Raw genomic sequence first — 19,730 nt, 5'->3', positions numbered from 1 at the left:
AACCCTTTTTATTGATTAGGCAGAAAGTAGTCAACTAAAATCGTTAAACTACATTCCGGAACGAACGGGTGCTATCGTTGAATGTGTTTCATAGTAATGAAACAGTTGTTTCTACAGGGTGGAACACTTGTTTCATTATAATGAAACACTTTTGGGGAGCGGCAGTGCTCAGCCCAAACAAGTAAGCAAAAAAAGATAAAGAACCTTGCGAAGAATGGACAGGGCGGCAGTCAAATGGTTTTCGACTGTACGTTTACTGATACCCAAACGGGTGGCGATCTCATCATTTGACAGACCCTGCTCACGGCTCATCTTATAAATCAGCTTTCGTTGCGGAGACATTTGTTCGACAGTCCGGTTGATAAGGTTTTGCAGTTCGCGTGCAAATATGGCTTCCTCATCCGATTGCGAGATGGAAGCTTCCAACAAAAATTCATTCGTATACTTCTCTGAAACGGCAAGACGGTCGAAATAATCGTACACAGTAAAACGAGCCATCTGGAAAAGATAAGAGGAAAAGGAATGTACTTCCTTCAATTTTTCACGGTCTTTCCATAACGAAAGAAACAAATCCTGAGCGATGTCACGACTGATTTCCTTGTCGTGCGTCAGGCCGACAAGGAAGTTCACCAACCGAGGTTGGTGACAAATAAAAAGCCGTTCGAAAGCTTTTACGTCTCCTGCAGCGATCTCCTCTAAAATATGTCTCTCCTCGGGTAATTCCATAACTAATGCGAAGTAGCGAAAAATATCAGAAAAATCAAAATAAAAAGAATCAGATAAAATAATTTGTATCTTTGACCCGATCAATCGACCTGAAAACTAAAAACTGACTGAACTAATATAAAAATGAAGCAATACAACTTTGATGAAGTAATTGAACGCCGCGGCACCAATTGCGTCAAATACGATGCGCTAAAAGAGCGGTACGGCAACGGGGATCTTACTCCTCTCTGGGTTGCCGATATGGATTTTCGTACCCCGGACTTCATTGTCAACGCAATCAGGAAACGTTGCGAACATGAGATATTCGGTTACACCTTCGGCTCAGATTCTTACTATAACAGTATTATCGAATGGGTAGACTATAAACAAAAATGGAAGATCAAACGGGAATGGCTTAGTTATATTCCGGGGATCGTTAAAGGGATCGGTTTTGTTATCCAATGCTTTACCAAACCCGGCGATAAAGTGATCATCCAACCTCCTGTATATCACCCTTTCCGCATCGTACCGGAAAGTATGAAACGCGAGGTGGTCAATAATCCGCTCAAACTGGTGAACGGCGTTTATGAAATGGATTTCGAACAACTGGAATCAGTGATCGATGAACAATGTAAAATTCTGATCCTCTGCAACCCTCACAATCCGGGCGGTATCGTTTGGAAAAAAGACACATTGGTTAAACTGGCGGATATTTGTGCCAAACATAACATATTGGTCATTTCGGACGAGATACATGCAGAAATGGCTTATCCGCAATTCACACATCATCCTTTTGCCACTGTTTCGGATACTGCAGCTAATTGCAGTATTACCTTTATGGCTCCAAGCAAGACTTTCAATATCGCAGGAATCGTAACGTCTTACTCTATTGTTCCCAATGAAAAGATCAGGAAGGAATTTTATGAGTTTCTGGAAGCCGGAGAATTAGGTGACGGAACAATCTTTGCTTATACGGCAACCGAAGCGGCTTATACTTATGGTGCCGAATGGCTACAGCAAATGCGGATGTATGTGATGGAGAACGTCCGTTTCGTGGATGAATTCTTCAAAACCAAACTACCGAAGATAAAAGTATATCCTCCGCAAGCTTCATTTCTTGTCTGGCTGGATTGCCGCGACCTGAAACTGAGCCAGGAAGACCTTGTCCATCTATTCCTGGATAAAGCGGGTATTCTGTTAAACGACGGAAGTATGTTCGGCCCGGGCGGTGAAGGTTATATGCGTCTGAATGTGGGTTGTCCGCGTTCCGTGCTGGACAAAGCGCTGAATGCTCTTAAGAAAGCGATCGACAAGAAATAAAGTAACTATTGAGAATGTGTCAAAACTCAATATTAAAGAACGCAGATGACGCAGACAGAGCGCAATAAACGCAGATAATATATTGTTTTAAAGAAAATAAAAAGTCTGCGAGCGTCTGCGTATTCTGCGTTCGGTAATAGTGTTTTTGACAATCTCATTTTTATTATTTCATGCCTACTACTTTTGCCGGTTCTTCTTTTACATTCAGCTTATGCCCCAGATAATCATAGCGGATGATCAAGTCTGAAATCTCCCAGGATTTTTTAAGCATACGGATCGTCTCTTCCGGAACACCGGCAGTATCTCCCACGATATTCAACTGAGGATCCACGTCAAAATCAGGCTTCTGCGGATTAAAGATACTTTCTCCCAATCCTTTCCACCAATAATCATTCAGCCCCAATAGATCAAGCAATGTCGGATACACATCTACCTGCCCCATTACTTTGCCATAATACATATTAAAGGGTGCATTCAAAATTATAAGCGGAACAAATGCTTTATCCGATACGATATTCTTTCCCACCGGATCATTGCATAATTCTTTTCTCACAGTACCCAAAGCCTCATGGTCACCCATGATCATGACCAATGTATTATCAAAACGCTTATCCGCTTTAATCCTGGATATAAATTCCCCGATTGCCCGGTCCGTATAATTGGCCATGGTCATATAATTATTCAGAACCTCGGGAATGTCCGGCGAAAAAGAAACTCTCTTCAAAGAATCCGGTAAAATAAAAGGATTGTGCCCGGAATAAGTAATGCATTGTAAAAATGTATTTCCGGAATCATCCCAAACTTCATTATTCTTCATTTTCTCCAGGCACTGGCGCAGAAAAGCACGGTCGCCAACCTGCTTACGTGAACCGACCGGTTCTTCTTGTATGAAACAGGTTTTCGAAACCAGACTGTCAAAACCTAAAACCGGAGCTATTATACATTGATTCCACACCATCGGTTTATCGATAGTCAGGCTGTATGCTTTGGCATTCTTATGTTTCCCTTTAAATGCCTTAACGACAGAAGGATAATATGACTCCGGAAATTTAATACTGTAAGGGCCTGATTGAATAGGTAAAAGCCCTGTGCCCATTAACAACTGGGCATCGATAGAACGCCCTCCCTTTACCTGCGATAAAACATGAGGTGCATAAATAACCGAGGAATCCCTTAGTATTTTATTCAGATTCGGAGTGATCTCCTGCCCTTCGACCGTTTTCTCCAAGACCCAGCTTTCCAACGATTCGGCCAGGATAATAATACAGTTATCTTTACTATATACTTGAGGGAAAACGGATTTACAATCCGTTTTCCTGGCTAGCCAGGAATCGATGCGGTCTTTTATCTCCTCCGTATAGACTATATGGTCACAGGTATAATCATAATAAAGAGAACCGAATATCGTGTACATCGGTATATTACAGGTGTGCAAATAAGCATCCTGCAATCTTTCATAAGCAACCTTGAACCCGTTCTGACTCCAGAGACGAATGGCAGGAACCAAAGCGATCAAACAGACCAAAGCAATATAACGAACAAAAGTCCGCCCCCTCTTAGGTTGTTCAACCGTTTTATTCTCCGGCTTCCGATAGAAATTACGCCACCACAAAACTCCTGCTGCAACTGTAGATAAAGGGAAAAACAAATCCACCATTCTCCAGGAGTCCAATACACTACTGGCAAAATCAGATAAATTACCGACCAAAAGATAGCTATCCAATGGTATTGCTGTAAAATAGGTACGAAAATACATCAGGTTTGAAATAAACAAACCATCGAGTATGAAAAATATAACCCATGTTGTCTTTACGGCACGAAAACAAACCAGAGGCAATAATAAGAACAAGGAAACCAGAATAGTATCCAGATAAGTTTCAACCTTTGAGAATGGCGTAAATGTGGATAACATGCACCAAAGCAAATTAAACCACATAAATTTCAAAAACAAAAAAACAAAAAACAGACCTATCAATTTTCTGCTCTCCGTTCCGTTCGGAAAGAAAAAATTTATCCCTTTAGAAAACCACATTAGCAAACACGACTTTATTAACCTATCGACAAATACTGTAACAATAGAATAAGTACAAAATCTTTTATTTATTCAGCCGACAAAGATAACTATATTCTGCCTGAAAACATTACATATCTTTATTTTTAAAAGAATAACCTGATAAGTCGGAAATTATACGTAAATTTGTCCTCGTTTTATTTATTACAAATACATTTAAAAATGAAAATTACAGCAAATAAGTTCGTTGCGGTTACATACGACCTGAACGTAGGAGAAGGTGAAGAGCGTGAGTTGATGGAAAGAGCAGTGCCTGAAACTCCTTTGAAATTCATTTTCGGAACAGGTGCTATGCTCCCGGCTTTCGAAGATGCTTTGAAAGGCCTGGAAGTAGGCAACAAGTTCGACTTCTCTATCGCTCCGGCTGACGCATACGGAGAATATGTGGAAGATCATGTATTGGATCTGCCGAAAAACATCTTTGAAGTAGAAGGAAAATTCGACTCAGAGGTTATCAAAGAAGGTAACACCGTTCCTATGATGGATTCAAACGGTAACCGTCTGAACGGTTCTGTTCTGGAAGTAAAAGACGATGTTGTTGTGATGGACTTCAACCATCCGTTGGCTGGCGAAACTTTACACTTCAGCGGTGAAGTGATCGATGTTCACGAACCGACAGCTGAAGAAATCGCAGCATTATCAGCTCCCGCCGGTGGATGTGGTTGCGGATGCGACGACTGCGGAAGCGATTGCGGAGATCACGATCACGATCACGAAGGTGGTTGCGGATGCGGCAGCTGCCACTAATTATAAAATAAAAAAGCAGAATGAGGAATGAAGAATGAAAGAGATTCTGCATTCCTCATTCTGTTTTTAAGCCATATTATTCTTAATTCCCTATTTCATTTATAAGATATGAATACATTCGGAAACATATATAGGCTAACTTCCTTCGGAGAATCACATGGCCCGGGAATCGGAGGTGTTATAGACGGATGCCCGGCTGGTATCGAATTGGACACAGCTTTCATACAGCAAGAATTAAATCGTCGTAAACCGGGTCAGTCAAGGATTACAACGCCACGTAAAGAGGATGACGAAGTTCAATTTCTTTCAGGGATCTATGAAGGAAAAACAACCGGTACACCGATCGGTTTTATCATCTGGAACAAAAACCAGCATTCATCCGATTATGATAATATGAAGACGGTCTACCGTCCTTCGCATGCCGATTATACTTATCAGACAAAATATGGCATTCGCGATCCTCGTGGCGGCGGCCGTTCATCTGCTCGTGAAACTATCGCCCGGTGTGTTGCCGGAGCTATTGCCAAACTAGCTTTACGTCAAAAAGGAATTCATATTCAGGCTTATACTTCGCAGGTCGGTCCTATCAAACTGGAAGGATCATATAAAAATTACGATCTGAACCTGACAGAAGAAAGTGATGTAAGATGTCCGGACCCGGATAAAGCTGCCGAAATGGAAAAGCTTATCGCAGAAGTCAAATCAAAAGGGGACACGATCGGCGGAGTGATCACCTGTGTAATAAAAGGGACGCCTGTCGGACTCGGAGAACCGGTCTTCCATAAGTTACATGCGGCACTCGGACATGCGATGCTGACGATCAACGCCGTCAAAGGTTTTGAGTATGGCGACGGCTTCGAAGCCGCATTATATCGCGGTTCCGAACGTAATGACCGTTTCTTCAATGATAACGGCCATATCAATACCCACACCAATCATTCGGGAGGTATCCAGGGAGGAATCTCCAACGGACAGGATATTTATTTCCGTGTTGCTTTCAAATCGGTCGCAACGATACTGATGGAACAGGAAACTGTCAATATGGATGGAGAGGAAACCGTCCTGAAAGCCCGCGGACGCCATGACCCATGCGTTCTTCCGCGTGCCGTACCGATTGTCGAATCGATGGCAGCCATGACTATTCTGGATTATTTGCTGCTCCAAAAAACCAGAGAGTAAGAACATAATACCCGATAGCTAGAAAATCTTTATATAAAGCTTATTAGCTTCGGGTATTATTAGACACAATATTATTGACAGTCTCCAATTAATGAGTCATCTCTATTATTTATTAGACCTTTTATTCACAGATTTCATATACATAATCCAAATAATTCGCTTGAATAGGTGATGAATCTATTGACCTATAACTCAAACGAAATTTATTTTTTATCTCATTCTCCAGACTCTCCACATCTACAATTGATATATTCGTATCCTCGTCATAAGAAAAATAAACCTCTTCTATTTTACCTTTCATATCCGATAATATATATATTCTAAGACAAATTCTTTTATCTAAAGGTTTATTTTTCATATTTGGAAAAAAATGAACTCTAAAATAATTATTCAGTTTATCTTTATTCACCAATATGATTTTATCCATAAATCCATCTGGATAACCTGGAACCACATCTACGTAAACAGAATTTATATTCCATACAAATAATGAAGATGAAGAGCCTATTTTTTCTACAGTGTAAATATTATGTTGTCCCTTTATTTGTATTCTTTCAGCCACAGCAAATGGCTTTAAAATAAGACTGTCGATGCTTTCTGTTAGAGATTGTGCATATCCTATTTGCACACAAATAAAAGACAAGACTATTATTACTATTTTTTTCATAACCATTATATTATTTTATTATTATTTAAAACAATTTTGATTCGCCATTTTTAAGATGCTCTCGATAGAACTTGTTCCATAATTTTTATTTTGGAAATTATAACCTCGATCTTTATATCCGCTATGATATGCTCCAAAAATAGTTGCCCAAAAAAAATACATTGTTTGATCAAATTTCACAGGTAACTGTTTATTAAAACATACAGATTCAATCCAATTTTGATACGCTTCATAAAATTTACTCCTAACACTAGGGCTCATCATCGTTAAACTATTTATCCAACAATAGTCATTAGGGAAATAATTTTCATTTCGAGACAATGAAGTATATCCACTTTTTGCATAACATATCAAATCTTGAAGAACAGCCAATTCAAACTCCATCATTCCTGCATATTCTTCACTTAGTCCTGAGCATGCAGGATTAAAAGCCATTTGATAAGCATGAATCCACTCATGTGCCAAATTAGTAGCTGTTATTTGATCATTACCATAAAAATTTAAATTACCGTTAGAATCTATTGAAGCCAACCCTTGTTGTGCACCAAACATTTTGATTCTACCTGATTTTTTCCAATGTGAAGAAATATAATTATCTATTGAATTGTAAACACAATCTAATAGCAACTTTTTATACTCCTCATTCAACTTTTTCAAGTCTGCCTGACTCAAATTTGAACCTCTTGGAAATCTTTTTATTAAATTTGTTGATAATTTCACACTGCTAGAAGAAGGATTCCCACCACCTTCTCCTACTGAAGAACCGCCACCACCTCCTCCTACTGGAGGTTCCCACCACGGTATAGCATCACCTGTAGGTGGTTCATTAGGATCTATATCTGGTCTAGGCTCTTCAATAACTGGCCAATGAGCGGTAACCGTAACTTCCGGGAGTTCCCCACCATCAATATCTCTGAAGGCAGATATTAAAGATAAATCAATCACATCCTGCCTAACATCATTTTCTTCTTGATTTTCATATTCACATGAAAATCCAATAAGGAGAAACCAGAAAATAATAAAAAAAGACAATCGTTGTTTCATAGATAATTTCAAATTAAAAGGTTAAACAAAACGGACAAAGAATACTTATGTTTTAAATAAAAAGCCTCTTCCACTGATTTTCAACGGCACAAACTCAAATATACAACATTTCTCCATATATAAACAATAATTCATACTTTAATCCACAATCCTTTTCAGAAACAACATATAAATACTTTACATCATTCATGATGATAAGGTTCATTATTCAGAATAGTCATCGCCCGATAAATCTGTTCGATAAAGATCAGGCGGATCATTTGATGCGAGAAAGTCATCTTACTCAATGAAATTTTTTCCGAAGCGGCCTTATAAACAGTCTCACTGAAGCCATAAGGTCCTCCCACAACGAACACCAACCGCTTCGGCACCGTATGCATTTTCTTTTCTATATAAGTAGAAAATTGCATGGAAGTAAATTCCTTCCCTTTCTCATCCAACAAAACCAGATAATCCCCGGACTGTAATGTTTTCAATATCAACTCTCCCTCTTTCTCCTTCTGTTGGGTCTCAGACATATTTTTTACGTTCTTTATATCAGGAATAACTTCCAGTTCAAAAGGGATATAATGAACCAAACGATTCTTATACTCATTGATTGCCTCTACAAAATAACCGGCATCGGTCTTACCTATTACGACCAGCGCAATTTTCATTTATTTACATTTTAAGTGTTGAAGGCGCTAATTTACAGGAAAAATACATACCTTTGTGCGATAATACTCACAAAAAGAGGAGATAGCTTATGAAACGATTATTACTTACATTGGCATTGGTATTCTCATTTTTGAGCGTCATGGCAACCGATATTACCCCTATATCGAATGCCTTCAAAGGTGGAAATGCCTCTACACTGACCGGAGCAATGGATCAGGAAGTAGATATGGCTCTCCCCGGTTCATCTAAAAAGTGCAGCGGAAGCGAAGCCGTCAAAATGCTGTCTACTTTCTTCGGGAACAACAAACCGACCGGATTCTCGGTGGTACACCATGCAGATAAAAAAGATGCCGGATTCTTTGTCGGCAAACTTCCGACCGCTTCGGGCGAATATCGTGTAAACATTACTTACCGTGCCGACGGCGACAAAGCGATTATACAATCAATCAGAATAGAATAACAAATGGATCAATTAATTGATGACTTAATTAAATTAGCGTTTGCCGAAGATATAGGCGACGGTGATCATACGACTTTATGCTGCATTCCCGATACTGCTACGGGAAAAAGCCAGCTTATCATTAAAGAAGATGGTGTACTGGCCGGCGTAGAAATGGCTAAGCGTATCTTCCACGACTTCGACCCGGAACTGAAAATGACAATCTTTATCAATGATGGTGCCGAAGTAAAAAAAGGTGACATCGCCTTTACAGTAGAAGGAAAAGTACAGTCTCTGTTGCAAACAGAACGCCTGATGCTGAACGTTATGCAGCGCATGAGCGGTATCGCAACGACTACCCGCAAATACGTAAAAGCGCTGGAAGGCACTAAAACCCGCGTATTGGATACCCGTAAGACGACTCCAGGTATGCGTATGATGGAGAAAGATGCCGTTAAGATCGGCGGCGGTGTAAATCACCGTATCGGACTATTCGATATGATCCTGCTGAAAGACAATCATGTGGACTTTGCCGGTGGCATCGAACAGGCCATTACCCGTGCACAGAACTACCTGAAAGAAAAAGGCAAGAACCTGAAAATTGAAATTGAAGTACGTAACTTCGACGAGTTGCAACAAGCCATGAACGTGGGAGGTATCGACCGCATCATGCTGGATAACTTCAATATCGAAGATACAAAGAAAGCTGTCGAAATGATCGGCGGACGCTTCGAAACCGAATCATCAGGCGGTATCACATTCGATACACTGCGCGACTATGCAGAATGTGGTGTAGACTTTATTTCAGTCGGGGCACTGACCCATTCGGTCAAGAGTCTCGATATGAGTTTGAAGGCTTGCTAAGAGATATTTATAAGGCGGATAGTTGATTATCCGCCTTTCTTTTTATACATTTGCCAACATCATTAACAAAACGAATAAGCTATGAAAAATATTACTACGATTCATCGGCGTAAAACGCCTGATTCATTTAAGTTACTTCCGAAAGTAAGTAGAAAAACACGGAAGGCCATCTATCTGGAAGCCAGCAAATACATCAACGATCTCACCAAGTTGATATTCGGCGGTATCATTTTAACGAACATATTAAATTTTAATATTGATAAAATGATTATTTTTGTATCAGGATTTATAGCTGTTATTATTTTGACTGCTTTTAGTTTTGCTTTATTTTTAAAAGGAAAGGAGTAAATTATGGGATTTGTCTATTTATGTATTACAATGAGTGCCATAGGTATAGCTTTTTTTATTTGGCTTATGACTCCAAGTGGTCAAAGATGGTGGCATGAAAAATAACAACTTACATTAACAAAGTAAGATATATTAAAAGGCGGAATTATCCGCCTTTTCTATTTTTATCCGATACGAACTACTTCGTCATCCTTTAGTAAATACTTTTCCCCGCTTTCCGGACAAACGGCCAATCCATCCCCATCAAAATAGAGCCGATGCCCATATTCACTCACCCAACCTATTTGTTTGGAAGGATTACCAACGACTAAGGCATAAGGTGGAATTTCTTTAGTAACTACCGCACCGGCACCAATCAAAGCGTACGCTCCGATAGTATGTCCGCAAACAATCGTTGCATTCGCTCCGATAGTAGCTCCTTTACCTACATGCGTTTTCATATATTGATCTTTCCGGTTAACGGCACTTCGCGGATTGATAACATTCGTAAAGACGCAGCTAGGTCCCAGAAATACATCATCCTCACAAGTCACCCCCGTATAAACAGATACATTGTTCTGCACCTTTACGTTATTGCCCAGGACGACTTCCGGCGAAATAACAACATTCTGCCCGATATTACACCGTTCACCGATCGTACAACCCGACATAATGTGAGAGAAATGCCAGATACGGGTATCATCCCCGATCGTACAGCCGGGATCGATCACTGCTGTTTCATGTGCCTGAAAAGTTGCCATAACTGATTATTTATAAATTAAAAAGATGGTCGGTTTCTTACTCAGATCAGGAACTTTCCCTGCCCAATCTTTCACCGGACGAGTATGGATATATTCATCTTCACACGTAATATCCGAAGCTATGCATAACTTAGTAGAGGGGCGACAGGTACGGATCAGTTCCTCCGCCAGCTTATTATTACGATAAGGTGTCTCGATAAAAAGCTGTGTCTGGTTTTCCGAATAAATACGCCCTTCCAGCTTTTTAATTGTATTTGTCCGTTCTGAAGCATCGATGGGCAGATAACCATGAAAGGCAAAACTCTGTCCGTTGAAACCGGAAGCCATCACCGACATCAGGATAGAAGACGGTCCTACCAACGGAACAACCAGGTAACTCTTCCGTTGTGCAATCGCCACTACATCCGCTCCCGGATCGGCAACAGCCGGACAACCAGCCTCAGATATCACACCTACATGCTCGCCTTTTGCCAACGGAGCCAGATAACCGGTAACATCTTCCGGAGAAGTATGCTTATTCAATTCATAAAAAGTCAGATCGTCTATTACGATAGAAGGTTCCGTCTTTTTCAGGAAACGACGTGCGGTACGTATATTTTCTACGATGAAATGTTTTATCTGCAGGATAATTTCACGATTATATTCAGGGAGGACCCGGCGATGTTCGGTATCCCCCAATGTAACCGGTATAAGGAAAAGCGATGCTTGCATACTGTTATATTTTTCGCAAAGTTAGTATTTTTATAGCAAGAACAGACATAAAATCAATTATTGATAACCAGATATCCATACTCGTTACTAGAAAGAATAATCACTTTTCCTGATAAAAAACAGAACAATCTATTGTTAGTCTTATAAATTGTTATACATTTGCAGTGTACTACAAAACTAATACACTACGATATGATCACATTAAAAGAAGCAAGCATCAGTTACAAACGTAACAAACCAGTCTTGGAGAATATCAATCAGGATATTCAACCGGGAAGAATCTATGGTCTGCTAGGGAAGAATGGCGAAGGAAAAACAACTTTGCTGAACGTTTTAAGCGGTCAACTGTTCCTTAATAAAGGGACCTGTCGGATATTCGGCGAAGATATATCGCAACGAAGTGTTAACCAGCTACAACAACTATTCCTGTTGCCAGAAGAAATCACTGTACCGGAAGTTACTGGAATGCAATACATCCATATGTATGCTCCTTTCTACCCTACTTTCAGAGATGATATTATGAAGGCTTGTTTTGAATCTTTCGAGGTTGATTTCTCTACCCGACTGAATAAGATGTCGCAAGGACAACGGAAAAAGATCGCTATCACACTGGCACTATCGGTTCATACACCACTTCTTCTGATGGATGAACCGACCAACGGACTGGATATCCCCAGTAAAGAAGTATTCCGAAAGCTACTTGCCGCATTTACGGACGAAACACAGACAATCATTATTTCTACTCATCAGGTACGTGATCTGGAGAGTCTAATCGACTCGGTAATCATTATTAATGATAAAGAAATATTACTCAATAATTCACTGGAAGAAATCGGGCAGAAGTTGTTCTTTGGAATCGTTAAACCGGAAGAACAGGTACTCTACAAAAGCCAAACTCCATTCGGACTATTAGGCGTAAGAGAAAATCATCAGGAAGAAGAGAGTAATGTATCATTGGAACAATTGTTCAATGCAGCTATTCTGCAACCTGAAGAAATAAAAAGAATAATTAATCAATAAAACTATTACTACCATGCATACCAATTTTAGCTTACAACGGATTAAACTGCTGCTTTTAGCAGATAAGACCGAATTATTCCGACAGTATTTTCTTTCCATGCTATCCTATATAGCAATTGCTATTGCCTATATAGTTATTGCAAAGTACCTATTTCACAATGATGCCAATCACAGGATCTTTTTTTTCTATAAGATCGGGTTATTTATCTATTTTGTTTTCTTCTGCCGGTTCGTCAATCAAAAAGTACATCAAGTCAAAGGACAATATCTCACCATACCAGCCAGTACTGTTGAAAAATATATCGTATTATTGATTGAAACTATATTACTGCTGCTTGTTTTCCACTTATTATACCATCTTTCTATATCCATATTCATTCCCGATCTCCCGGCTATGGAAGTAAATAATATACAAGAGAAAATCCCTGTCTATCTCTTCATAGCCTCAACCATCTTTTTATCGAACATTACATTTCGAAAATATGCAAACCCTGTAGTAGTAGGAAGTTATGTGTTTCTGATATTTGTTTTCGGTGTTTTGGCCAGACCAATCTTACGCGCTATCAGAGAGCCACAGGGAGACGTCTACATGATCGAAACGACTCCTTTATATTACCTTTACAACTTTCTGGCTCAAAATTATGGAATCATCCTCTATGCAGCTACTCTTGTAGTGCTATATATCAGCTATCTCAAACTAAAAGAAAAGCAAATCAGATGAATTTCAATACTAATCAATCCATATTTATCCAGATAGCCGACCGGGTTTGCGACCGAGTGTTAAGCGGAGAATATCAGGCAGATGCCCGTATACCCTCCGTCCGCGAACTGGCTGTCGAAATGGAAGTGAATCCCAACACCGTCATGCGGTCTTTCGAACGCCTGCAAGCAAACGATATCATCTACAATAAAAGAGGTATCGGCTATTTCATTGCTTCGGATGCAGAAAAGAAAATCCGAAAGATGCGACATAATCAATTCGTTGACGAAGTACTTCCGTCGGTCTTCAAAGAAATGCATTTGCTGGGAGTAAACCTCAGCGAACTGACCGAAGCATATCATCTTTATTCCTCCATTTTAAATTCTGACAATTATGAAAAGAAGTAATCTGTTATTCACTTTATTACTTGCCGTACTATTTCTCGGACCATTATTCATGTGGTTATTTTACACTTGTGCCAACAAGAAGTCGTATACTCGCATCCCCGGCATATATCCGGTCGTCTGGATCGAAAATCCTAAACTGACTGCCGATAACGTAGAAATAAGTACCGGTACATCAGCAAAGATTCCATATGCCGATCAGGATAATCCGTGTTATTTATACTATAAAGGCGACAAACAATATCTGCCGGAGATATCGACAAGCCGCGATACACTTCGAATCGGAAAAGCTCTCGACGCGAAAAGCCATGAGAACGGGTTAAAACTGAAATTCCATCTCGAATGCCTGGAAAGTGTCTATCTGAACGGACAGCAAATATGGACTAAAAAGGAGCAATAAAGGAAACGTCTGCCATCTATCCTGCCATTGTATATTTTCCAATCCCAGTTTTTTATTCTATTTTTGCCACATACAATACAGAAAAAGATGGCACTTCCTATCGAATTTATCGCACGTACCCGTGCTTTATTAGGTGAAGAATATGATAAACTGGAAGCCGCATTACAAGCGGACGTACCCGTTAGTATCCGTATAAATCAGCGTAAAGGGACAAAGGCGCCCGAAACATCGCCGGTCGCCTGGAGCGAAACCGGCTATTACCTGCCTGAACGGCTTTCGTTCACCTTCGATCCACAGTTTCATGCAGGAGCTTATTATGTACAGGAAGCTTCGTCGATGTTTTTGGAACAAGCCATTCGCACTTTTGTGGACGGACCAGTCAAGTGCCTGGATCTTTGTGCCGCCCCGGGAGGGAAGTCCACTCACCTGATAAGCCTTTTACCCGAAGGAAGCCTGTTGCTCAGCAACGAGGTAATCCGTACACGTAGCAATATCCTGGCTGAAAATATGACCAAATGGGGTAATCCGAACAGCATCGTCACCAACAACGACCCGGAAGAGATCGGCCGCCTGACACATTTATTCGATGTGATCGTTACCGACGTTCCCTGTTCCGGCGAAGGAATGTTCCGCAAGGACACCGACAGCACGGGCGAATGGAGTGTGGCAAACGTAAACCTTTGTGCCGCCCGCCAGCGCCGTATCATCCACGATATATGGAATGCACTCAAACCCGGCGGACTGCTTATTTACAGTACCTGTACTTACAATACGGAAGAAGACGAAGATAATATACATTATATAATAGAGGAACTGGGAGCCGAAGCCCTGTCCATTCCCACCAAAGATGAGTGGCAGATCACCGGACCGTTACGCCATGCACACCCGGTCTACCGTTTCTTCCCTCATAAAACAAAAGGAGAAGGTTTCTTCCTTGCCGCCCTGCGTAAAGCCCCCGGCGAAGTCGATGAAATAATCCGTCCTAAAAGTAAAAACAAGAAGGATAAAGGGAAAGCCACTCCCGTCATTCCCCCTATTGTAAATAAATGGATACAGGAGCCTGACAGCTTCCAGATGGAAATATTCAATGATACAATACAAGCCATACCGGCCATCCACTATGACACTTGGCAACTGCTATCCACCCAGTTGCGAATCGTATCTGCCGGAATCCGCATCGGAGAGATAAAAGGCAAAGATATTTTACCGGCCCATTCGCTGGCGTTAAGTACGGCACTGAACAAAGATGCTTTCACCTGTGCCGAAGTAAGCTGGGATGATGCCATCAAATACCTGAAAAAAGAAGCATTGCTTCTCCCCACCGAAATAGAAAAAGGGTACGTGCTGGTCTGCTACCAGGGATTTCCTTTAGGTTTTGTCAAACATCTCGGAAACCGTGCCAATAACCTTTATCCGCAGGAATGGCGTATTCGTACCGGATATATACCCGAACAGGTATTATTGCTAATTGACTACCAGCAGAAAAGGTAATGCCTTTGCCTCAATAGTACTAATGAGGGTATGACACTAACGTTGGTGAGGATGCAACACTAACGTTGGTGAAGGTGTGACACTAACGTTAGTGGGGATGTGTCACTAACGTTAGTGGAAGAGTACCACCTGAACGAACTCTAACAACTATCTCGATATCGTATCCAGACGCGCCGTATGAAGTGCCGCCTCTATCTTGCGTATATAATTCCGTTTGGTTGTTTCCGGAGCATAGACAAGTCCTTCGGTAACAATCACACGTTGTTTATTCGTATCCAGAAAGGCATGGCTGACAAACGGACCACCCATCTTATCGCCTACCATCTTCCACAGACCACGTAAAACACCGCAATATTTTTCATGCAGCATGATAGGTTCATAAGTCAGGTCGGCACGTGTTTCGGTTGCCACATATGAATCGGGGAAAGCACCGGGTAGATTTCGCTTCAAAACAGAATCGCGCTTAGCTACCAGATAATCCTCTGTAAACGTATTTTCATCTGTATACGGAAAAGAATACACCAGCAAATCAACACGCCCGGTATTAGCATTATTCGATACCCACAGGAAATCGGTGGTATCTTTATAATAAGTCATATCTTCCGGAGCATTGATATGGATATTGAATTTTTCCTGCGCTTTATCCATAGCTAGTTTACTGTAATGCTCCTTTAAAATAGCGATACGCCGTCTCTTTTCTATACTGCAAAAATGATTGACTATATCAGAATCATGCAATGTCAGATAAGTCACCAGTTCATGGACGGACGGAGCATTGAGTTTTATCACTTCCTGGTTCTTTGCCCACTCATCCTTATAACCGTTCAACGCCACCATCGTATATTTAGCCGGATCAATATCGATAATAAGAATATTACGGACATATCTCAACAGACCATTGAATGTTTCCTTGGGAACAAAAGTAACCCGCATGGAAGGTTCCGGTTGAGGAAGTCCTGCTACCGAAGCATTTAACTGCTCTTTTATCAACTCGCCAACTTCACTTTCTCCCACCTCCCTGGTCATAACGACCAGAATTTCATAAGGCAGACCGGTTGCGCGTTTCTCTACGATGGAGCTATTACAACTCATTAAAGTCAGTAATCCCAACAGGTAAACGGTAAATAGACATTGTGTTCTCATAAGCATTATTCTTTATTCCATTTCAGAGTTAATTGTTTATGGCAGCAAAGGTAAGAGGGAAAAAGAAAGAGAGGGAGAAAGAGTACCGGACAAATAAGCAAAGCAGCAAAACGCTATATATCAACAAAATACAAACACATATATTCTATAGGGGATACACTTTGCAGGACAATTAGAATGGATTACGGATCAAAATTTATCGATACAGTCGGATAAACTGGTCCAAATCCGTCTTATCATCCAGCTGTAACCGTTTCTTCAGACGGCTCTTCGACTTGGTCAGGGCATCGGTGGTATTATTAAAGACAGCCATTTGATCTTTACGGGGAAAGTTCCATTTGATCAGGCAGCAAATTTCTTCTTCATGGCGGGTTATACCCGATTTCTGTTTCAGTTCCGTCAGGAAATTATTGAAAAGAAGATCGGTGGTATGAAGCAACTCTCTCCACTCCGGCTTGGTCAGATTGGTACGGACAGGATCCTGTTTGAGCTGGATCAATAAAGAAAAAGCATCTGCCGACAACTCGATCGTCTCTTCCGATGCGGCCGAAAGACGTTCGATGATCTGTTCGCTTTCCCGAACTTTCCGCTGGTAATAATCCAGATCGGCGATGCGTTCTTTATAAAGCTCCGATTCTTCCGCCAGATTACGCAGATCTTCTTCCAGGCGGTTTATCTGCCCGATATAATCGTATTTTTCTTTCTGATAATGATAAATAGCCACCTTATTCTTCCTGATCTTTTCCTTGACAAGCCGGTGACGTTCTTTGCTGCGTGCCATACGGACACCGATAATATAGCCCAATACGGCACCGGCTATCAGCGCCACCCAGCAGAAACAAAACAAGAAAAAGGTCAGGGAAGAAGGATTATCCATATCAGTTCATTCACGATTTATTTTTCAGATATTCATAGATAGCCAACTGCGAACGGACTTTCACCGGCTCATCGTTATGTTTGAAGTTATTATGCAACTGTTCGTCGATCAGACAAGCCTTTACATTATCGCGCATCTGTATCTTCAGTATATCGACTACTTCCTGTTTGATCTCCGGGACCAGTATCGGGAAAGCCGTTTCTATACGCCGGTTCAGATTACGACGCATCCAGTCTGCCGATGTCAGATAGACATCTTCCTTGCCGTCATTATAGAAATACCAGATACGGGAATGCTCCAGGAACATATCGACAATGCGTGTTACCCGGATATTTGCACTATAAGGCTGGCCGGGAACCAGGCAACAGATACCTCTCACGATCAGATCGATCTCCACCCCATTCTCGCTGGCACGATACAACTCATTGATCATATTCTGGTCGTGCAGACCGTTCATCTTCAACACGATCCGTCCTTTACGTCCCTGTTTCACATGTTCGATCTCCCGATGGATCATACGGATCAGTTCAGGAACCATATTGAAACGCGCCACCAGCAAATGACGGAAAGTAGGCTCCGACATTTTACCTTCCAACACGGCAAACACCTTGTTTATATCCGTAATGATCTCGTCATTGCAGGTGAGTAAAGCCATATCGGAATAGACACGTGCCGTTTTCTCATTGAAGTTTCCGGTACTGAGGTAAGCAAAGTCACGCCGTTTGTTCCCATCCTCTGAATCTTTCCGGATGATAACAGCTACTTTTGCATGCACCTTCAATCCGGGAATACTATATATAATACGTATCCCCGCCTTCTCCATCCGCTCGGCCGTACTCATATTATTTTCTTCGTCAAAACGGGCTTTCAGTTCTACAAAGACCGTCACTTTTTTCCCATTCTGTGCAGCACTTACCAACGTATTGATGACCGCCGAGTTTTCCGCCACCCGGTATTGGGTGATTTTTATTTCATCCACTTTCGGATCGAAAGCCGCCTCCATCAGAAAGCGGATCAGGTAATCGAACGACTGGTAAGGGAAATGCAACAAAATATCTTTTTTCTTCACCGCCCGAAATACAGAACCTTTCTCATCCAGATAAGGCACACGCATAGGTGCCGGGACCTTCTGTTCCAACTCTTTCCCTTTCGGATTGGGCAATTTGGCAAGGTCCTGCAAATTCAGGTAACGCCCGCCAACCACCAGGTCGTCGCGTGTAATACCGAAAGCATCGCATATAAAAGAAAGGAAATCTTCCGGCATCGCCCGGTCGTACATAAAACGACTCAGCGCCCCGATCTTCCGTTTCTTTACCTTCTTACGGATACTTTCCACGATATTTCCTTTCTCATCCTCCAGATAAATATCGGCATCGCGGGATATCTTGATACTATAACAACTGTCTATCTCATAACCCGGAAATACATTCGCCAGATTCGCCCGGATAATATCGTCGATGAACATGATGTAAAACTTCCCTTCATGCTGGGGCAACTCGATGAAACGGGGTACTTTGGCATAAGGGATCTTCATCAGGGCATAATGGTACTCAGGCGCCTGGTCGCCTTCCGACTTCCGCTTGCTCTTCTTTATCATACGGATCACCAGGTATAAACGGCGGTCGCGAATAAATGTACGGATATCCCCTGCCTGTATCATGACGGGCGACAGGAACGGAAAGACCTCTTCATTAAAGAAGTTATGCACGAACTCTTCATGGAAAGGTTCGGGTTCGCTTCCCTGATAAAGATAAATATTCTGACGATTCAGCTCCGGCAGTATCTTTTCCGAAAAGATACGGTAATACTCCCGTTGCTGGCGGTTCACTTCATCTGTTATCTCGGTCAACACTTCTTCGGCCTCGGCACCGCTTTCTTCGGTGAAATTCTTTTTCATGATCACCCCACGATGCTCCGCCACACGTATTTCGTAAAATTCTTCCAGGTTGGAAGAATAGATAGACAAGAATTTAATCCGCTCATAGATAGGCAGCGCATCGTCTTCCGCTTCCAGTAAAACCCGGTAGTTGAAAGAGAGCCAACTAATGTCGCGCTTAAAGTATTTATATGAATTCTCCATCGTATTCTATTCTTAGCTGCGTAAATATAGAGACTTTTGCAGAATAAAAGAAATAGATACTTATACAAAAATCGGACAACCCCTGTTAAGAGCTGTCCGATCCTCTTTTTTAACTCATAATTC

21 protein-coding genes are annotated in these 19,730 nt (G+C 41.3%); 11 read left to right on the top strand and 10 right to left on the bottom strand.

Annotated features, from left to right (window positions below):
* Positions 1 to 168 precede the first annotated feature (168 nt).
* Positions 169 to 726 (bottom strand): RNA polymerase sigma-70 factor, encoded by a 558-nt coding sequence (locus DWW23_RS11520; RefSeq protein WP_122353418.1) that lies wholly within the window; start codon positions 724 to 726, stop codon positions 169 to 171.
* Between the two features lie 123 nt (positions 727 to 849).
* On the opposite strand from DWW23_RS11520, the gene DWW23_RS11515 reads away from it, so the two are divergent.
* Entirely contained in the window at positions 850 to 2,025 is a 1,176-nt protein-coding gene (locus DWW23_RS11515; RefSeq protein WP_122353417.1) for a MalY/PatB family protein, read from the top strand.
* A gap of 163 nt (positions 2,026 to 2,188) precedes the next feature.
* On the opposite strand, the gene DWW23_RS11510 is transcribed toward DWW23_RS11515, so the two are convergent.
* The gene (locus tag DWW23_RS11510) at positions 2,189 to 3,937 is read right to left on the bottom strand and encodes an LTA synthase family protein (RefSeq protein WP_233564317.1); all 1,749 of its coding nucleotides are present in this window, start codon (positions 3,935 to 3,937) and stop codon (positions 2,189 to 2,191) included.
* Between the two features lie 321 nt (positions 3,938 to 4,258).
* Here DWW23_RS11510 and DWW23_RS11505 point away from each other — a divergent pair, with 321 nt between their 5' ends.
* Positions 4,259 to 4,843 carry a peptidylprolyl isomerase gene (locus DWW23_RS11505; protein WP_122353415.1) on the top strand — a complete coding sequence of 195 codons (585 nt, stop codon included), beginning with the start codon at positions 4,259 to 4,261 and terminating at the stop codon, positions 4,841 to 4,843.
* A 108-nt stretch (positions 4,844 to 4,951) separates the two neighbouring features.
* Positions 4,952 to 6,022: a chorismate synthase gene (gene aroC, locus DWW23_RS11500; RefSeq protein WP_122353414.1), complete on the top strand. Its 1,071-nt coding sequence runs from the start codon at positions 4,952 to 4,954 to the stop codon at positions 6,020 to 6,022.
* Positions 6,023 to 6,143: 121 nt separating this feature from the next.
* On the opposite strand, the gene DWW23_RS11495 is transcribed toward aroC, so the two are convergent.
* The 3 genes from DWW23_RS11495 to rlmH form a co-directional block, all read right to left on the bottom strand.
* Entirely contained in the window at positions 6,144 to 6,689 is a 546-nt protein-coding gene (locus DWW23_RS11495) for a hypothetical protein (protein ID WP_147382606.1), read from the bottom strand.
* Between the two features lie 21 nt (positions 6,690 to 6,710).
* Positions 6,711 to 7,733 (bottom strand): hypothetical protein, encoded by a 1,023-nt coding sequence (locus DWW23_RS11490; protein ID WP_147382605.1) that lies wholly within the window; start codon positions 7,731 to 7,733, stop codon positions 6,711 to 6,713.
* Between the two features lie 182 nt (positions 7,734 to 7,915).
* A complete protein-coding gene (gene rlmH / locus DWW23_RS11485) occupies positions 7,916 to 8,389 on the bottom strand; it encodes a 23S rRNA (pseudouridine(1915)-N(3))-methyltransferase RlmH (RefSeq protein ID WP_122353411.1) in 474 nt (157 codons plus the stop codon).
* A gap of 89 nt (positions 8,390 to 8,478) precedes the next feature.
* On the opposite strand from rlmH, the gene DWW23_RS11480 reads away from it, so the two are divergent.
* From DWW23_RS11480 to DWW23_RS11470, 3 genes are all read left to right on the top strand, one after another.
* The gene (locus DWW23_RS11480) at positions 8,479 to 8,850 is read left to right on the top strand and encodes a DUF4783 domain-containing protein (protein WP_122353410.1); all 372 of its coding nucleotides are present in this window, start codon (positions 8,479 to 8,481) and stop codon (positions 8,848 to 8,850) included.
* A 3-nt stretch (positions 8,851 to 8,853) separates the two neighbouring features.
* A complete protein-coding gene (gene nadC, locus DWW23_RS11475) occupies positions 8,854 to 9,693 on the top strand; it encodes a carboxylating nicotinate-nucleotide diphosphorylase (protein WP_122353409.1) in 840 nt (279 codons plus the stop codon).
* 81 nt (positions 9,694 to 9,774) lie between these two features.
* Complete coding sequence (locus tag DWW23_RS11470) at positions 9,775 to 10,041, top strand: DUF6722 family protein (protein WP_229800992.1); 267 nt, start codon at positions 9,775 to 9,777, stop codon at positions 10,039 to 10,041.
* Positions 10,042 to 10,205: 164 nt separating this feature from the next.
* Here DWW23_RS11470 and DWW23_RS11465 read toward each other — a convergent pair whose 3' ends face one another.
* Positions 10,206 to 10,781: an acyltransferase gene (locus DWW23_RS11465; protein WP_122353408.1), complete on the bottom strand. Its 576-nt coding sequence runs from the start codon at positions 10,779 to 10,781 to the stop codon at positions 10,206 to 10,208.
* A 6-nt stretch (positions 10,782 to 10,787) separates the two neighbouring features.
* Positions 10,788 to 11,492: an SAM-dependent methyltransferase gene (locus DWW23_RS11460; RefSeq protein WP_122353407.1), complete on the bottom strand. Its 705-nt coding sequence runs from the start codon at positions 11,490 to 11,492 to the stop codon at positions 10,788 to 10,790.
* A gap of 192 nt (positions 11,493 to 11,684) precedes the next feature.
* Here DWW23_RS11460 and DWW23_RS11455 point away from each other — a divergent pair, with 192 nt between their 5' ends.
* The 5 genes from DWW23_RS11455 to DWW23_RS11435 all read left to right on the top strand — a co-directional run bounded on the left by DWW23_RS11455 (position 11,685) and on the right by DWW23_RS11435 (position 15,507).
* Complete coding sequence (locus tag DWW23_RS11455; protein WP_122353406.1) at positions 11,685 to 12,512, top strand: ATP-binding cassette domain-containing protein; 828 nt, start codon at positions 11,685 to 11,687, stop codon at positions 12,510 to 12,512.
* A 13-nt stretch (positions 12,513 to 12,525) separates the two neighbouring features.
* Positions 12,526 to 13,233 (top strand): hypothetical protein, encoded by a 708-nt coding sequence (locus DWW23_RS11450; RefSeq protein WP_122353405.1) that lies wholly within the window; start codon positions 12,526 to 12,528, stop codon positions 13,231 to 13,233.
* Complete coding sequence (locus DWW23_RS11445; protein WP_122353404.1) at positions 13,230 to 13,619, top strand: GntR family transcriptional regulator; 390 nt, start codon at positions 13,230 to 13,232, stop codon at positions 13,617 to 13,619. The genes DWW23_RS11450 and DWW23_RS11445 overlap by 4 nt, the downstream gene beginning before the upstream one ends.
* The gene (locus tag DWW23_RS11440) at positions 13,606 to 14,016 is read left to right on the top strand and encodes a hypothetical protein (protein WP_122353403.1); all 411 of its coding nucleotides are present in this window, start codon (positions 13,606 to 13,608) and stop codon (positions 14,014 to 14,016) included. The genes DWW23_RS11445 and DWW23_RS11440 overlap by 14 nt, the downstream gene beginning before the upstream one ends.
* Before the next feature lie 87 nt (positions 14,017 to 14,103).
* The gene (locus DWW23_RS11435; RefSeq protein ID WP_122353402.1) at positions 14,104 to 15,507 is read left to right on the top strand and encodes an rRNA cytosine-C5-methyltransferase; all 1,404 of its coding nucleotides are present in this window, start codon (positions 14,104 to 14,106) and stop codon (positions 15,505 to 15,507) included.
* A 147-nt stretch (positions 15,508 to 15,654) separates the two neighbouring features.
* Here DWW23_RS11435 and DWW23_RS11430 read toward each other — a convergent pair whose 3' ends face one another.
* From DWW23_RS11430 to DWW23_RS11420, 3 genes are all read right to left on the bottom strand, one after another.
* On the bottom strand, positions 15,655 to 16,650 hold the full coding sequence (locus DWW23_RS11430; protein WP_122353401.1) for a DUF4837 family protein: 996 nt from the start codon (positions 16,648 to 16,650) through the stop codon (positions 15,655 to 15,657).
* A gap of 196 nt (positions 16,651 to 16,846) precedes the next feature.
* Positions 16,847 to 17,527, bottom strand: coding sequence for a hypothetical protein (locus DWW23_RS11425; RefSeq protein ID WP_122353400.1), 681 nt, complete (start codon positions 17,525 to 17,527; stop codon positions 16,847 to 16,849).
* Positions 17,528 to 17,537: 10 nt separating this feature from the next.
* Complete coding sequence (locus tag DWW23_RS11420; RefSeq protein WP_122353399.1) at positions 17,538 to 19,607, bottom strand: RNA degradosome polyphosphate kinase; 2,070 nt, start codon at positions 19,605 to 19,607, stop codon at positions 17,538 to 17,540.
* Positions 19,608 to 19,730 lie beyond the last annotated feature (123 nt).

This window comes from Parabacteroides sp. AF14-59 (assembly GCF_003479515.1).
GTDB classification, from domain to species: domain Bacteria; phylum Bacteroidota; class Bacteroidia; order Bacteroidales; family Tannerellaceae; genus Parabacteroides; species Parabacteroides faecis.
This window is presented reverse-complemented; position numbering and strand designations above follow the sequence as displayed.

Coding starts and splice junctions, on each gene's coding strand:
- DWW23_RS11520 (WP_122353418.1), bottom strand. CDS start 726: ATGGAATTACCCGAGGAGAGACATATTTTAGAGGAGATCGCTGCAGGA.
- DWW23_RS11515 (WP_122353417.1), top strand. CDS start 850: ATGAAGCAATACAACTTTGATGAAGTAATTGAACGCCGCGGCACCAAT.
- DWW23_RS11510 (WP_233564317.1), bottom strand. CDS start 3,937: ATGTTATCCACATTTACGCCATTCTCAAAGGTTGAAACTTATCTGGAT.
- DWW23_RS11505 (WP_122353415.1), top strand. CDS start 4,259: ATGAAAATTACAGCAAATAAGTTCGTTGCGGTTACATACGACCTGAAC.
- aroC (WP_122353414.1), top strand. CDS start 4,952: ATGAATACATTCGGAAACATATATAGGCTAACTTCCTTCGGAGAATCA.
- DWW23_RS11495 (WP_147382606.1), bottom strand. CDS start 6,689: ATGAAAAAAATAGTAATAATAGTCTTGTCTTTTATTTGTGTGCAAATA.
- DWW23_RS11490 (WP_147382605.1), bottom strand. CDS start 7,733: ATGAAACAACGATTGTCTTTTTTTATTATTTTCTGGTTTCTCCTTATT.
- rlmH (WP_122353411.1), bottom strand. CDS start 8,389: ATGAAAATTGCGCTGGTCGTAATAGGTAAGACCGATGCCGGTTATTTT.
- DWW23_RS11480 (WP_122353410.1), top strand. CDS start 8,479: ATGAAACGATTATTACTTACATTGGCATTGGTATTCTCATTTTTGAGC.
- nadC (WP_122353409.1), top strand. CDS start 8,854: ATGGATCAATTAATTGATGACTTAATTAAATTAGCGTTTGCCGAAGAT.
- DWW23_RS11470 (WP_229800992.1), top strand. CDS start 9,775: ATGAAAAATATTACTACGATTCATCGGCGTAAAACGCCTGATTCATTT.
- DWW23_RS11465 (WP_122353408.1), bottom strand. CDS start 10,781: ATGGCAACTTTTCAGGCACATGAAACAGCAGTGATCGATCCCGGCTGT.
- DWW23_RS11460 (WP_122353407.1), bottom strand. CDS start 11,492: ATGCAAGCATCGCTTTTCCTTATACCGGTTACATTGGGGGATACCGAA.
- DWW23_RS11455 (WP_122353406.1), top strand. CDS start 11,685: ATGATCACATTAAAAGAAGCAAGCATCAGTTACAAACGTAACAAACCA.
- DWW23_RS11450 (WP_122353405.1), top strand. CDS start 12,526: ATGCATACCAATTTTAGCTTACAACGGATTAAACTGCTGCTTTTAGCA.
- DWW23_RS11445 (WP_122353404.1), top strand. CDS start 13,230: ATGAATTTCAATACTAATCAATCCATATTTATCCAGATAGCCGACCGG.
- DWW23_RS11440 (WP_122353403.1), top strand. CDS start 13,606: ATGAAAAGAAGTAATCTGTTATTCACTTTATTACTTGCCGTACTATTT.
- DWW23_RS11435 (WP_122353402.1), top strand. CDS start 14,104: ATGGCACTTCCTATCGAATTTATCGCACGTACCCGTGCTTTATTAGGT.
- DWW23_RS11430 (WP_122353401.1), bottom strand. CDS start 16,650: ATGAGAACACAATGTCTATTTACCGTTTACCTGTTGGGATTACTGACT.
- DWW23_RS11425 (WP_122353400.1), bottom strand. CDS start 17,527: ATGGATAATCCTTCTTCCCTGACCTTTTTCTTGTTTTGTTTCTGCTGG.
- DWW23_RS11420 (WP_122353399.1), bottom strand. CDS start 19,607: ATGGAGAATTCATATAAATACTTTAAGCGCGACATTAGTTGGCTCTCT.